At 68.8% G+C, this 14,299-nt stretch carries 12 protein-coding genes; 8 read left to right on the forward strand and 4 right to left on the reverse strand.

The window, feature by feature from the left end; translation table 11 throughout:
• The first annotated feature begins 64 nt into the window (after positions 1-64).
• The 4 genes from ABVF28_RS00655 (at position 65) to ABVF28_RS00670 (ending at position 5,133) form a co-directional block, all read left to right on the forward strand.
• Positions 65-2,158, forward strand: a complete 2,094-nt coding sequence (locus tag ABVF28_RS00655; RefSeq protein ID WP_371029106.1) for an acyl-CoA dehydrogenase — start codon at positions 65-67, stop codon at positions 2,156-2,158.
• Between the two features lie 114 nt (positions 2,159-2,272).
• The gene (locus ABVF28_RS00660; RefSeq protein ID WP_371029107.1) at positions 2,273-3,628 is read left to right on the forward strand and encodes an FAD-dependent oxidoreductase; all 1,356 of its coding nucleotides are present in this window, start codon (positions 2,273-2,275) and stop codon (positions 3,626-3,628) included.
• A 9-nt stretch (positions 3,629-3,637) separates the two neighbouring features.
• A complete protein-coding gene (locus tag ABVF28_RS00665) occupies positions 3,638-4,099 on the forward strand; it encodes a flavodoxin domain-containing protein (protein WP_104310435.1) in 462 nt (153 codons plus the stop codon).
• Positions 4,100-4,233: 134 nt separating this feature from the next.
• Positions 4,234-5,133, forward strand: a complete 900-nt coding sequence (locus ABVF28_RS00670; protein WP_371029108.1) for a neutral zinc metallopeptidase — start codon at positions 4,234-4,236, stop codon at positions 5,131-5,133.
• 145 nt (positions 5,134-5,278) lie between these two features.
• Here the strand turns inward: ABVF28_RS00670 and ABVF28_RS00675 are convergent, their stop codons facing one another.
• Positions 5,279-6,112 (reverse strand): aldo/keto reductase, encoded by an 834-nt coding sequence (locus ABVF28_RS00675; RefSeq protein WP_371029109.1) that lies wholly within the window; start codon positions 6,110-6,112, stop codon positions 5,279-5,281.
• Positions 6,113-6,215: 103 nt separating this feature from the next.
• Complete coding sequence (locus tag ABVF28_RS00680) at positions 6,216-7,145, reverse strand: LysR family transcriptional regulator (protein WP_371029110.1); 930 nt, start codon at positions 7,143-7,145, stop codon at positions 6,216-6,218.
• 75 nt (positions 7,146-7,220) lie between these two features.
• Here ABVF28_RS00680 and ABVF28_RS00685 point away from each other — a divergent pair, with 75 nt between their 5' ends.
• A complete protein-coding gene (locus tag ABVF28_RS00685) occupies positions 7,221-8,834 on the forward strand; it encodes an aminotransferase class I/II-fold pyridoxal phosphate-dependent enzyme (RefSeq protein ID WP_371029111.1) in 1,614 nt (537 codons plus the stop codon).
• A gap of 133 nt (positions 8,835-8,967) precedes the next feature.
• On the opposite strand, the gene ABVF28_RS00690 is transcribed toward ABVF28_RS00685, so the two are convergent.
• Together ABVF28_RS00690 and ABVF28_RS00695 are read right to left on the reverse strand one after the other, a co-directional pair.
• Positions 8,968-9,498, reverse strand: coding sequence for an N-acetyltransferase family protein (locus ABVF28_RS00690; protein WP_371029112.1), 531 nt, complete (start codon positions 9,496-9,498; stop codon positions 8,968-8,970).
• A gap of 76 nt (positions 9,499-9,574) precedes the next feature.
• Positions 9,575-10,606: a LacI family DNA-binding transcriptional regulator gene (locus ABVF28_RS00695; protein ID WP_371029113.1), complete on the reverse strand. Its 1,032-nt coding sequence runs from the start codon at positions 10,604-10,606 to the stop codon at positions 9,575-9,577.
• Between the two features lie 164 nt (positions 10,607-10,770).
• Here ABVF28_RS00695 and ABVF28_RS00700 point away from each other — a divergent pair, with 164 nt between their 5' ends.
• The 3 genes from ABVF28_RS00700 to ABVF28_RS00710 all read left to right on the forward strand — a co-directional run bounded on the left by ABVF28_RS00700 (position 10,771) and on the right by ABVF28_RS00710 (position 14,260).
• Positions 10,771-11,997 (forward strand): Gfo/Idh/MocA family protein, encoded by a 1,227-nt coding sequence (locus tag ABVF28_RS00700; RefSeq protein ID WP_371029114.1) that lies wholly within the window; start codon positions 10,771-10,773, stop codon positions 11,995-11,997.
• A gap of 1 nt (position 11,998) precedes the next feature.
• Positions 11,999-12,994, forward strand: a complete 996-nt coding sequence (locus tag ABVF28_RS00705; RefSeq protein ID WP_371029115.1) for a Gfo/Idh/MocA family oxidoreductase — start codon at positions 11,999-12,001, stop codon at positions 12,992-12,994.
• Positions 12,995-13,282: 288 nt separating this feature from the next.
• The gene (locus tag ABVF28_RS00710; RefSeq protein WP_371029238.1) at positions 13,283-14,260 is read left to right on the forward strand and encodes a substrate-binding domain-containing protein; all 978 of its coding nucleotides are present in this window, start codon (positions 13,283-13,285) and stop codon (positions 14,258-14,260) included.
• The last annotated feature ends 39 nt before the right edge of the window (positions 14,261-14,299 follow it).

A 14,299-nucleotide genomic window follows, 5' to 3' on the forward strand; every position in this document is an offset into this window, starting at 1 on the left:
GAAATGGCGAGTGTCGGTGGCCCGTCCTAGCGTGGAGGCATCCCAACGTTGCAAAGGAGCATCCGTGTCTGACATCAGCATCAACGATCCGGAACTCGACGAGCCTGTTGCTCTCGAGCAGAGCCGCATCGATGTCGGCTGGCTGTCGCAGCAGCTGCTCGGCACCTGGCCGGAGGAGCGCCTGCGCGCACGAGCGAACTCGGCTCGGCCCGAACTGTGGCACGACCCGGCCCTTGCCATGCCGGAACATCGCGACCGTGTGATGGGCCAGTTGCACATCCTCGTCGAGGAAGGCGCCGTCAACCTGGCGTTCCCGAAGCGCCTCGGCGGTGAGGCGAACCACGGTGGGAACATCGCCGCCTTCGAGGAGCTCGTGGTCGCCGACCCAAGCCTCCAGATCAAGGCCGGCGTGCAGTGGGGACTCTTCGGCTCTGCCGTCATGCACCTCGGCACCGACTACCACCACGACACGTTCCTCCCGGGCATCATGAGCCTCGAGGTGCCCGGCGTCTACGCCATGACGGAGACGGGCCACGGCTCCGACGTGGCGTCGATCGGCACGACGGCGACGTACGACGAAGCCACGCAGGAGTGGGTCATCAACACCCCGTTCCGCGGGGCGTGGAAGGACTACCTCGGCAACGCGGCGCTGCACGGCAAGGCGGCGGTCGTGTTCGCGCAGCTCATCACGAAGAACGTGAAGCATGGCGTGCACGCGTTCTACGTCCCCATCCGCGACGACAGCGGCCACTTCCTGCCGGGCATCGGCGGTGAAGACGACGGCGTCAAGGGTGGCCTCAACGGCATCGACAACGGGCGCCTGCACTTCACCCAGGTGCGCGTGCCTCGACGCAACCTCCTCAATCGCTACGGCGACGTCTCGGAAGACGGCACGTACACCTCGCCCATCAAGAGCCCGGGGCGACGCTTCTTCACCATGCTCGGCACCCTGGTCCAGGGGCGAGTCTCGCTCGACGGCGCCTCGGTGGCCGCATCGAAGGTCGCGCTCAAGATCGCCATCACCTACGCCAACGAGCGGCGGCAGTTCGCGGGCGGTGACGGCGAAGAGACGGTGCTGCTCGACTACGGGATGCACCAGAAGCGGCTCATGCCGCGTCTCGCGACGACCTACGCGCTGAGCTTCGCGCACGAGAACCTGCTGAAGCAGTTCCACGGCGTCTTCTCCGGCGACCTCGACACCCCGGAGAACAGGGAAGACCTCGAGACGCTCGCGGCCGCCCTCAAGTCCCTCTCCACCTGGCACAGCCTCGACACGCTGCAGGAGGCACGAGAGGCGTGCGGCGGGGCCGGGTTCCTCGCCGAGAACCGCATCACGCAACTGCGTCACGACCTCGACATCTACACGACCTTCGAGGGCGACAACCACGTGCTGCTGCAGCTCGTCGGCAAGCGACTCCTCAGCGACTACGCCGAGCAGTTCAAGGGTGCCGACCGGGGCGAGGTCACGCGCATCGTCGCCGAGCAGACGGCCGAACGCATCTACTCGGGGTCCGGCCTTCGCGGCATCGGCCAGATCGTCCTCGACCGGGGCAGCCGAGCCCGGTCGGTCGGCTGGCTGCGACAGCCCGCCACGCAGCACGAACTCCTCACCGCGCGGGTCGAGACCCTCGTCTCCGAGATCGCCGCGAAGCTGCGCAACGCCAAGAAGCTGTCCAAGTCCGAAGCGGCCGCGCTCTTCAACCGTCACCAGCCGACCCTCATCGAGGCGGCGCGGGCGCACGGGCAGCTGCTGCAATGGGAGGCGTTCACCGACGCGATCGCGGCTATGCCCGAAGGCAAGACGCGCCAGGTGCTCACGTGGCTGCGCGACCTCTTCGGTCTCGGCCTCATCGAGGAGAACCTCGCCTGGTACCTCATGTCGGGTCGCCTCTCCGTGCCGCGCGCGCAGGCCGTCTCCGCATACCGAGAGCGGCTCATCGCACGACTGCGCCCGCACGCTGGCGACCTGGTCGACGCGTTCGGCTACGGGCCCGAGCACATTCGAGCGGCCATCGCCTCCGGTGCGGAACGCGAACGTCAGGACGAGGCGCGCGCCTACGTGCGAGCGCAGCGTGAGTCGGGTACTGCTCCCGTTGAGGAGAAGGCCATGCAGGCAGAGGAGAAGCTGAAGCAGCAGAAAGCGGGCGCCAACGCCTGACGATCGCCACCTGACCGGCGGCCGGCCTCCAACCTGAAGCAGCGGCTCGGGCCGAGGTGCGATACTCGGCGGAGCGTTTCCCGCGCCCCCGCAAGTCGAGGAGAGCACCACTGCATGACCGTTGAACCCCGCCGTGCCGTCGCGATCATCGGCAGCGGCCCCTCGGCTTGCTATACGGCGCAGGCGCTGCTCAAGCTGAGGCGCGACGTCGATATCACCATGTTCGAGCGCCTGCCCGTGCCGTACGGCCTCATCCGCTACGGCGTCGCACCGGACCACGTCGGGACCAAGGCGGTCACCCGCCAGTTCGATCGACTCTTCACCCGGTCGGGTGTGCGCTTCCTCGGCAACGTCGAGGTGGGGCGCGACGTCGACCTCGAGTCGGTGCGAGGCGCGTTCGACGCAACCGTCGTCGCGACGGGGCTGCACGCCGACGCGCGCCTGCCGCTCCCGGGGTTCGACGACGCGCGAGTCGTCGGCGCTGGACGATTCATGCGCATCCTGAACCAGCACCCCGGCGACGAGGTGTCCCTTCCCTCGCTCGGCGCTCGCGTCGCGGTCGTCGGGAACGGCAACGTGGCGATCGACATCGTGCGGCTGCTCGCGAAGCACGAGACGGACTTCGAGGGGTCTGACGTGCACTCGCCGCTGCTCGAGCAGGCCTCGGGTGAGCTGCGGACCATCGAGGTGCTCGGACGATCCCTCGTCGACCAGGCGAAGTTCACCCCCTCGCTGCTGGCCGAGCTCGGACGCATCGACGATGTCCGCTACGAGGTTGTTGGCGTCGAGGCCTCGTCGCTCGAAGATTCTGCGGAGAGATCGGGGCAGGCGGCTGCGCTGGCGGCGCTGCTCGCCCGCGACCAGCCGACCACGCCTCGCATCACGGTGCGCCTCCGGTTCGGCGTCGCGCCCGTTGCGCTTGCCGCTGAGTCCGAGGGAGGCTCGCCCCTCCGGCTCTCGGTCGCCGGCCCCGGCTCCTTCGAGCCCCAGGGTGCTTCGACGGTCGCCGAGCCCGCGTCTCTCGACGTCGACTCGGTCGTTACCGCCGTCGGCTTCCACCGCGGTGACGCGCACCTGCTGCATGCGCTGCTCGGTCACGAGCGGGATGTCTTCGCGGCAGGCTGGGCGAGGCGCGGCCCGCAGGGCACCATCGCCGAGAGCCGCGCCGAAGGGCAGACGGTCGCCCGCGAGGTCGAGGAGTGGCTTGCATCGGCGGATGTGAAGCCCGAGGGTGAGCGGGCGGCCCTGCTCGCACGCCTCGACGAGGTCTCGGTGAGCTTCGCCGAGTGGAACGTCATCGACGAGCACGAGCAGCGTCAGGCTGGCCCCGGCCGCGTGCGGGCGAAGGAGCAGGACACCGAGAGTCTCCTGCGCATCGCTCGAAGCTCATCCGGGTCCTCGGCCGTGGTTGCTCCGCTAAGCTCCCACCCGTCCGTGCCAGAAGCCCCAACCCCCGACAGTGACAACTAGGAGCAGTTCATGAGCATCGTCATCCTCTACGGAACGGAGTCCGGAAACGCGGAGATGGTCGCTGGCGACCTTGCGGACGCCATGCCCGACCGTGAGGTCACGGTCGAGGACATGTCCGTCTTCGAGCCGGAGGAGCTCGAGGAAGGCACGTTCTACCTCTTCGTGTGCTCGACCCACGGTGACGGTGAGCTGCCGAGCGGGGCTCTGCCCTTCTGGGAGGAGCTCGACGCCATCCGCCCGGCACTCGACGGCTACCGCTACGGCATGTTCGGAATGGGTGACACCACCTACTCGGACACGTACAGCCAGGGCAGCGAGCACATCGACCGGCTCATGACCGAGCTCGGGGCGCAGCGGGTCGGTGAGTACGGGCGGCACGACGCCAGCTCGCGGCAGACCGCGAGCGACGCGGCACTGGCCTGGCTCCCAGGCCTGCTCGCAGCGCTCGAGGCCGCCGGCATCGACGCGTAACTCGGCGCGTCACGCGACCGGAGAAGGGGAGCCGGGCGGCAGAACGACCTGGGCGGTGCCTGATCGAGATTGCGATCACGGCAAGCCGCCGCCTGCGAACCCCGATTCGCCCGCTGTGCGAGTAGATTTCCCCCATGACTTTCAACGAGAACGCGAAGCTCGACACGAGCGGCGTGCAGAAGCGCGGCCGGGGGGCCAAGACGGCCGCGATCGGCGGCGGATCGATCGGGCTGCTCATCGTGGCGTTCCTCGCCTCGCAGTTCCTCGGCGTCGACCTGACGGGACTCGTCAGCGGCGTCGACCAGGGCCAGCAGTCACAGCAGGAGGAGGTCGAAGGCGGGGGACTCGCCGAGGAGTGCCAGACCGGTGCCGACGCGAACGCGCAGATCGACTGCCGCATGGTCGGCGTCCAGAACTCGCTCGCCGACTTCTGGGAGACGGAGAGCGCGGCCGTCGGCGTCACGTACGAGCAGCCCGGGTTCATCCTGTACGAGGGCCAGACGAGCTCGGCGTGCGGGACCGCATCCAACGCGGTCGGCCCGTTCTACTGCCCAGGCGACTCCTCGATGTACGTCGACACGTCGTTCTTCCAGCTGCTCACCTCGCAGCTCGGCGCGCAGGACGGCCCGCTCGCCGAGATGTACGTCGTCGCACACGAGTGGGGCCACCACATCCAGCATCAGCTGGGCGTCTTCGACACCACGAACCGCACCGACACCGGGCCCACGTCTGACGGCGTCCGCATCGAGCTGCAGGCCGACTGCTTCGCCGGTGCCTGGCTCGGCGAGGCCGCGACGACCGAGACCGCCGAAGGTGTGACGCTCCTCGAACCGCCCACGCGCGATCAGGTGGACGTGGCGCTCTCGGCCGCGTCCGCCGTCGGCGACGACCACATCCAGGGCCAGCAGGGCCAGGTGAACCCGGAATCGTTCACGCACGGCACCAGCGAGCAGCGCGTGAACTGGTTCGTGACCGGCTACGAGCAGGGCACGGGCGCCTGCGACACGTTCGCCGTGAGCGGCAACGAGCTGTAGCGCTGAAGCGGTCCCCGCCGCCGCCGCGAGCACAAGATTGTGGCCCGGTGCTGCTCATTTGTCGATGAGCAGCACCGGGCCACAACTCTCTGCCGTCGCTGCGCTGAGTGCCGGAACGGGCAGGCCCGAGCGCGAGGCCTGGGGGCTAGAACTCCTCGTGGGTGTCCGGGTCCTGGTCCCAGATGCGTCCGCGCTCGAGGCCGGAGAGCGCATCCACCTCTGCCTGGTCGAGCTGGAAGCCGAAGATGTCGAGGTTCTTCGCCTGGCGCTCGGTGGAACGCGACTTCGGGATCGGCACCGAGCCGTGCTCGACGTGCCAGCGGAGGATGGCCTGCGCGGGCGAGACGCCGTGCGCGGCAGCAACCTCGACGACGACGGGATGCTCGAGCAGCTCGCCGCGACCAAGCGGGCTCCAGGCCTCGGTCACGATGCCGTGCTCCGCGTGGAACTCGCGCAGCGCGGCCTGCGGGAAGAACGGGTGCAGCTCGACCTGGTTGACGGCGGGTGCGACACCGGTCGCGTCAACGATCTTCGTCAGGTGCTCCGGGGTGAAGTTCGAGACGCCGATCGACCGCACCCGGCCGTCCTTCTGCAGCTGCACCAGTGCGCGCCAGGTGTCGACGTACTTCTCGAGGCGCGGCAGCGGCCAGTGGATGAGCAGCAGGTCGAGCTGTTCGAGGCCGAGGCGCGCGATCGACTCGTCGAAGCCGGTGAGCGTCTCGTCGTAGCCGTGGAAGCGGCCGGGGATCTTGCTCGTGACGACGATCTCGGAGCGCGGTACGTCGGACGCACGGATGCCGCGGCCGACGGCTTCCTCGTTGTCGTAGCTGATGGCAGTGTCGAGGAGTCGGTAGCCGAGCGAGAGCGCCTCGCGTGTGGGTCCGGCGGAGTCCTCGCCGGCGTGCGGGAAGGTGCCGAAGCCGATCGCGGGGATCGTGGTGCCGTCGTTGAGTCCGAGTTCAGGAACGTTGCTGGTCACTGTTCGCCTTCCGTCATTTGTTAGAACAACACGACCCTAGGGCTTGTCACCGGGAGGTTTCCGACCGTGACGCAATCGGCTGGCAAGGCGGGAGGCGGCCGCCTCAGCGCGTGCTGAGCTCCGACAGTGCCCCCGCGATCGCGTCTCGCAGTGCGGCCGGAGGCTCCTCCCGTGTGGCGAGCACGACCTCGCGGGTGAGCGTCGCAGTATCGATGGGCAGGAACGCGACTGCGTCGTCGTGCCAGGTCGCGACCGAGACGGGGACGACGGCCACGAGCTGCCCCGCCGCGATCATCCCGAGAATCGCTGGGTAGTCGTCGGAGTGCATGCCCGTGCTCGCTTCGAAGCCGGCTCGTCTGCACAGCTCGCGCGTGGCCTCGTCCAGGGTGTCGCCGCCCGACGCGCCGAACGCCCACCGGTCCTGTCGCAGCTCGGTGAACTCTCGAATGGGTTGGCTCGGCTTCGCAGCGGCGAGCGGATGCGAGCGGTGCACCGCCAGAACCAGGGGCTCAGCGAAGAGCAGCTCCGTCGTGACCTCGGCTGAGAGGGACGTCGGCAGCCCTGGGGCCTGGAAGAGGACGGCTGCGTCCAGCTGGCCCTGCTCCAGCTGTCTGGCGAGCCGTTCGCACTCGTCGAGTGTCAGTTCGAGACTGAGGTGCGCGAGTTCGGCTCGGCGCAGGATGCCTGGGACGACGAGCGCGCCGAGGGTGGGGAAGATGCCGAAGCGCACGAGTCGCCGCTCATCGTCGAGCCACGCGTCGAGTTCGGTGAACGCCCTGCGGCCGGCTTCGAGCAGCTGTCTGACACGGACTGCGAATACGCGGCCCGCCGCGGTCGGGGTGCTGCCACGGGGACCGCGTTCGAGGAGCTTGGCGCCTGCTTGCTGCTCGAGTCGCCGGAGATGGTGGTCGACCGTCGGGTGGCTCCATCCCAGCGAGCTCGCCGCGGCGGCGACGGAGCCCTCAGCGAGAACGGCGTCGAAGGCCGCCAGTCCTCTGAAATCGGGAAGATTCGTCGTCGGCCGGTGTGACATTGCTTCAGTCTATGGCTGAAGCGATACCGCTAAGTTGCCATTCTCTCTTGCAAGCGAGCCTGGCACGATGGAAGCATGACGCACGCACCCGAGGTTCCGACGTTCGCCTACGACGACGCCGAAGACGACTTCGGTGGGGCGTCGACGAACCCGACTCAGCGCGCGACGTCCCTCGAGAAGTCGAACAGGGCGAGCCGAGACACCGCAGGGGCGCCCTATGCCGCCGCGCTCGCCGTGCACGCCGCCCGCGACTCCACTGCCTTCCTCGTGCCGGGCCACGGCGCCGACGCCACCGGTCTCGGCCTGGGTCAGGCGGAGTACTTCGGCGAGCGGGTCCTCGAACTCGACGTGACGCCACTGCTCGACGGCATCGACCTCGGCGACGGGTCGCCTCGCGAGCAGGCGGAACGTCTCGCCGCGGACGCGTGGGGTGCATCCCGAACCTGGTTCCTCACCGGCGGTTCGTCGATGGGAAACCGCATGGCTGCGCTCGCCGCGCGCGGGCTCGGCGAGGGCGTGCTCATGCAGCGCAGCGCCCACTCGAGCTTCGTCGACGGCATCATCCTGGGCGGGTCGTCGCCGAGCTTCGTGCTGCCCGAAGTCGACCTCGAGCACGGCATCGCCCACGGGGTCACCCCCGCCGCGGTCGCGGATGCGCTGGCCGAGCGACGCGCATCCGGCGGCGGCGACGTCGCGGCCGTCTACATCGTCTCGCCCAGCTACTTCGGCGCCGTCGCCGACGTCGCAGGCATCGCCGAGGTGGTGCATGAGGCCGGTGCCGCCCTCATCGTCGACGCCGCCTGGGGCGCTCACTTCGGGTTCCTTCCCGAGCTTCCCGATTCTCCCGTGCGCCTCGGCGCTGATCTCGTCGTCACGAGCACCCACAAGCTCACCTCGTCGCTCTCGCAGAGTGCGCTGGTGCACCTCGGGCACGGTCCCATCGCTCGGGCGCTCGAACCGCACGTCGAGCGAGCCCACCGCATGACCGCGTCGACAAGCGAGAGCTCGCTGCTGCTCGCGTCGCTGGACCTCGATCGTCGCGACCTCGTCGAGCGCCGCGACCTGCTCGAGGCGTCCTACGACGCCGTGCTCGCCGCCCGCGACATGTTCCGCGCCGACGGTCGCTTCCCGGTCGTCTCAGACGAGTTCGACGCGTACCCGTCGACGGTCGCGATCGACCCGTTCCGCATCCCGGTCGACATCCGCGCGACGGGCCTCGACGGGCACACCGTGCGGCTGCGCCTCGCCCGCGAGTTCGGCGTCATGGTCGAGATGGCCACCGTGAGCTGCGTCGTCGCGGTCGTCGGCATCGGCAAGACGCCGGATGCGCGTGTCCTGCTGGACGCGCTCGCCGCACTCGCGGCCGATGCCACCGCGGCGCCGCCCGCCACCGAGGTGCCAGGCGACGCTGCTGTCACGATCCCGCCGATGCCTGGACCGGGGGAGATGCGCATCCGCCCCCGCGCCGCCTACCTCGCCGACGCCGAGACAGTTCCGTGGGCGGATGCGATCGGGCGCATCTCCGCCGACTCGCTCGCCGCGTACCCGCCGGGAATCCCGAACGTGCTGCCTGGCGAGGAGATCACGGTCGAAGTCGTCGAGTTCCTGCGGGCGTCGGCCGCCGCGGGCAGTCATGTGCGCGGTGCCGTCGACAGCCCGGTTTCGGCGTTCCGAGTCGTCGTCGAGTAGCAGCTCAGCTCGTTGGTGCTGTGGCGCATACTGCTTGGCGCCTTCGTGACCAACATCAGTGCAGAATCGCCGCCTGGAGTCTGCACCGAGCTCGACGGCCCGATTTTTGCACTGATGTTGGTCAGGAGTCTTGCTAGCTTCGCCCGGCGTCGCCCGGGCCGCCGGCGTCGAGGATGAGCTGCAGGAAGATCACGTCGAGCCAGCGGCCGAACTTCGTGCCGACCTGGTCGAGGCGACCCGCGTGCGTGAAGCCGAGGCGCTCGTGCAGGCTGATCGATGCCGAGTTGTCTGCGTCGATGGCGGCGACCATGACGTGGTTGCCTGCCCTCCGGGCACGGTCGATGAGCGCGAGTGTCAGTGCCTTGCCGAGCCCTCGTCCGCGGGCTTCGCCTCGCACGTACACCGAGTGCTCGACGGTGTGCCGGTAGCCCGAGAAGGTGCGGAAGTCGGCGTATGTCGCGTAGCCGAGCACGGCGCCGAGTTCGTCGACAGCGACGAGGACCGGAAGTCCGGCGGTTGCTCGGCCGGCGAACCAGGCGCGGCGGTCGTCCTCGTCGACGGTGGCGGCGTTCCAGTTGACGGTTGTCGTCAGCACGTCCTCGTTGTAGATCTCGGTGATCGCGGGGATGTCGTCGACGGTGGCGTCGCGGATGGTCGGGGTCACCCGGTCAGTATCGCGCAGGGTTCAGGCCATCAGGCGGCGGTGAGGCAGACGCGCTGCGATCGAGCCGCCGCGAAAGTCAGACCGGTGCGCTGCCGGTCGAGCCGCGCACGGCGAGACTCGTTGCAACGCGCTGCACGCGCTGGAGCTGCACGGGGTGCTGCATCCGCTCGAGGAGGAGTGTGCCGGCTTGCACTCCGATGGCGAAGTTGCCGGTGTCGACGGAGGTGAGCGACACCACTTGGAACTTCGCGAGCGGGGAGTTGTCGTAGCCAGCGACGGACAGGTCGGCGGGCACGCGCAGCCCGAGGGTGTTGGCGACCGAGAGCACGCCGATGGCGGAGGCGTCGTTGAAGGCGAAGATCGCGGTGACCCGCTCGCCTTCCGGGGCCCCGAGGAGCCGTCCGGCGGCCGCGTGTGCGCTCTCCTCGCTCATGCCTCCCGCTTCGGTGACGGCGTGAGCGGCGAGTCCGGCTTCGGTCATGGCGCGCAGGAAGCCCTCCTCCCGCAGTTCGCTGATGCGACCGGGCCCGCGGAGGTAGGCGATGCGCGTGTGTCCGAGTTCGAGGAGGTGGCGGGTGATCTGGCGGGCGCCGGCCTCGTCGTCGTTGGTGACGATGTCGACCGCGGGAAGGTCGGGGTCGAGGGTGCCGGCGAGCACGACGGGCACGTCGTCGGCGATGCGGACCACGGCGTCACCCTCTGAGGTGGTGCCGATGACGACGATGCCGTCGACGCCCTGCTGGGTGAGGGTGTTCAGCGAGCTGCGCCCGATGCGCTGGTCGGTGCGGCTGTCGGTCAGGAGCGTCGCGTAGCCGGAGGCGTGGAGTGTTGCGGAGACCCCCTCGAGGAGCTCCACGAACCAGGGGTTGCGGAGGTCGTTGACGATGAGCCCGACGGTGCGGGTCTTGGCGCGTGAGAGGCCGCGGGCGTGGGCGTTTGGGCGGTAGCCGAGTTCGGCGATGGCTGCGAGGACGGCTGCGCGGCGGGTGTCGCTCACGTGGGGGGCGTCGCGCAGCACCAATGAGACCAGTGACTTGGAGACGCCGGCGCGCTCGGCCACGTCCCGGATGGTGACGGGGGTCGAGGGCGACTTCTGGGTCTCCTCCACGAGGTCGCCTCCTGACTGCGCTCTGGTCGAGCCCCCAGCGTATGGCCTTTTCGGTCGTGGTGTGGAACTATTTGCACCGATCTACATTTGTCCAAGACGAGCGAGCAGGCAACGGCAAGCGCCGACATGCGCCGAGCACGCACGAGATGAGCAACGAGGGTGGCATGAGCACACAGAACGCGCGCCGGCTGAGCGCAGGAATGGTCGGGGGCGGCATCGGCGCCGACATCGGCAAGACGCATCGCTTCGGGATGCGGATGGACGACCGGTACTCGCTCGACGCGGGGGTCTTCGGACGCGACCGTGAGCAGTCGGCCGGAGTGGCCGCATCCCTCAGGGTCGCGCCTGAGCGCACCTACGACTCGTACCAGCAGATGGCGGAGGCTGAGGCCGCACGCGAGGACGGCATCGACATCGCCGTCGTCGCGACGCCGAATGACAGCCACTTCGAGGTGGCCAAGGCGTTCCTCGAGCGCGCTATCAACGTCGTGTGCGAGAAGCCGCTCACGCGGGACTCCGCGACAGCTCGCGAGCTCGTCGACCTCGCGGCGGCCAACGACGTGATCCTCGCCGTGCCGCACTGCTACTCGGCGTATCCGATGGTCAGAGAGGCAGCACGCATGGTGAGCGACGGTCGCCTCGGCCGGCTCACGTTCGTGGACGTGGAACACGCCTCCGGCTGGGCCGCGACGCCGCTCGAGCTGACCGGCCACAAGCAGGCGAGCTGGCGAACGGACCCCGACGTGGCGGGGTTCCCGAGCGTCGTCGGCGATCTCGGCACGCATGGCTACCACCTCGCTCGCTACATCACCGGCCTCGAGGCCGATCGCGTCTCGGCGCAGCTCCACACTCTCGTGCCTGGTCGGAAGGTCTTCGACAATGCGACGGTCGCACTCGAGTTCAGTGACGAGGTCCCGGGTCGGCTCTGGGCGAGCATGGCCGCGACTGGCCACAATCACGGGCTGCGCATCCGCGTCTTCGGCGACGAGGGAAGTCTCGAATGGCAGCACGAGGACCCGCACCACCTGACCTTCCAGGACCTCGAGGGCACGACCACGGTCTTCACGCACGGCCTCGCCTCGCTCTCCGAGGACTCAGCCAGGCTCACGAGGGTCGGCCTCGGGCACCCGGAGGGCTTCCTCGAGGCGTTCGGCAACTTCTACCGCGACCTCGCCGACGAGCTCGAGGCGCGACGGGATGCGCGCCTGTCGACCATCCGCGAGCTGTCGTTCCCGACGGGCATCGACGGTCTCATCGGTGTGCAGTTCGTGGAGGCCGTCGCTGCCTCGCACGCCGCCGATGGGGCGTGGGTCGTGCCGGCGAGCGTTGTCGATCACGAAGCCGAGGTGGCGGCCGCCGACGCTGAACTCCGTGTGGCAGGGGGCAACTGAGATGCAGAGATTCGCGCTCATCGGCGCCGGGTTCATCGGCGCCGTCCATGCTCAGAGCCTCGCGGCCAACCCCGATGTCGACTTCCGCTACGTGTACGACGTCGACCTCGCGAGGGCAGAGAGGCTGGCCGTCTCGCACGGCGCAGCGGCCGTGCCCTCGCTCGCGCAGGTCTTCGATGCCGCGCAGGTCGACGCCGTGCTCATCGCGTCCTCCACCAACAAGCACTCCGAGCATCTTCGGCTCGCGGCCGACGCGGGCATCGCAGCGCTCTGCGAGAAGCCCATCGACCTCGATCTCGAGCGCGCCCGGGAGACGGTGGCGTACGTCGAGGCGTCCGGCATCACCGCGATGGTCGATTTCAATCGTCGTTTCGACCGCGACTACTCCGAGGTGAAGCGAATCGTGGATGCGGGCGAGGTCGGCGACGTCGAGCTGCTGCAGCTCTCGAGTCGCGGGCCATCCATGCCGCCGCTCGAGTACATCGCGGTCTCCGGCGGGCAGATGCGCGACCAGGCGGTGCACTTCTTCGACCTCGCGACCTGGATCACCGGCCTCGATGCGGTCGCCGTGTCCGCGACGGGCAGTGCCTTGGCTGAACCCAGGGTCGCCGAGTACGGCGACGTCGACACGTCGATCGCCACCGTGCGCCTCGCGAACGGCGCCCTCGTGCAGATCGACAGCATCCGTCGCTCCGGCTACGGCTACGACGAGCGCATCGAGGTGTTCGGCTCGGAGGGGCTGGTCGAAGCCAAGCGGCACAGGTCGGGCCAGGTGGCCAGGTATGGGAGCGGAACGGTGACGGAGTCGGGGATGCACGCGGGCTGGTTCGAGCGTGTGCAGCCCACCTACGCCGCGGCTCTCGCGGAGTTCGTCGGTGCGCTCGAGGATGCGCGTTCGCCGTCGCCGTCACTGCGCGAGGCCCTTCGCGCGCAGGCTGTCGCCGAGGCCGCCACTCGTTCGCTCGCGAGCGGCCGGGAGGAGCCGGTGGTCTACTGAGTGCGCGCGAGACCTGCCGTCGGGCGGCGGGCGACCGGATCTCGGTCGCCCGCCGTTCTGCGTCGAGACGGATCCGTGATGCGGTCTTCACAAGAAAGTGTTTGCTTAATACACCTGTTGAGCTATTGTCATGACAAGTCAGTGACGTGCTCGTTGCTCTCGGACAAGGATGACCGAGCGAGCACACGTGAGCTTCTCAAGGCGCCGTCCCCCAGCGGCTGTCTCGTCGAGCGCACAACTGACGTCATCACGGCATTCAAAGGAGTTTTCGTGAAGAAGAAACGTCTCATGTTCGGCCTGGCCGCACTCGCCATGGTGCCGGTCTTCGCACTCACCGCCTGCTCCTCCGCAGGCGGACGCGACACCGGAACGGCGCAGGACCCCGCGGTCGCTGGCGTCGCAGACACGCCCTCGATCAAGATCGCGATGATCACTCACGCCGCCCCCGGCGACACCTTCTGGGACATCGTCCGCAAGGGCGCCGAGACGGCGGCGGCGAAGGACAACGTCGAACTGCTCTACTCGTCTGACCCGCAGGCTCCGAACCAGGCTCAGCTGATCCAGCAGGCCATCGACCAGGGCGTCGACGGCATCGCCGTCACCATCGCCAAGGGCGACGCACTCGAGGACTCCATCAAGGCCGCCGTCGACGCCGGCATCCCCGTCGTCGCCTTCAACGGCGGCAGCAAGGAAGCCTTCGAGTTCGGCGCCTTCACCTACATCGGCCAGGACGAGGTCGTCGCGGGCCAGGCCGCCGGTGACAAGATCACCGAGCTCGGCTACAGCAAGCCCCTCTGCATCATCCAGGAGCAGGGCCACGTCGGCCTCGAAGCGCGGTGCGCGGGCATCAAGGAGAAGGTGCCAGCCACCGAGATCCTCTACGTGACCGGCACCGACATGACCCAGGTCAAGTCGACGATCTCCGCCAAGCTGCAGTCGACGCCCGACACCGACGTCGTCATCGGACTCGGAGCTCCCTTCACCCTCACGGCCATCGACTCGGTCTCCGAGACCGGCTCGAGCGCCAAGGTCGCGTCGTTCGACCTCAACGCGGACCTCGCGCAGGCCATCGTCGACGGTGACGTCGCCTTCACGGTCGACCAGCAGCCCTACCTCCAGGGGTACATGGCCGTCGACTCGCTCTGGCTGCAGAACAACGGCGAGTTCGCACTCGGCGGTGGCAAGCCCGTGCTCACCGGCCCGACGATCATCGACGAGAGCAACGCGGCCGTCGTCCTCGAAGAGGCCAAAAAGGGCATCCGCTAACCAGCGAACCACGGTCGGGGTGGCCGCCAGCGCGGCCAT

The sequence above is a fragment of the Pseudoclavibacter sp. JSM 162008 genome, from assembly GCF_041366455.1.
Lineage (GTDB): Bacteria > Actinomycetota > Actinomycetes > Actinomycetales > Microbacteriaceae > Pseudoclavibacter.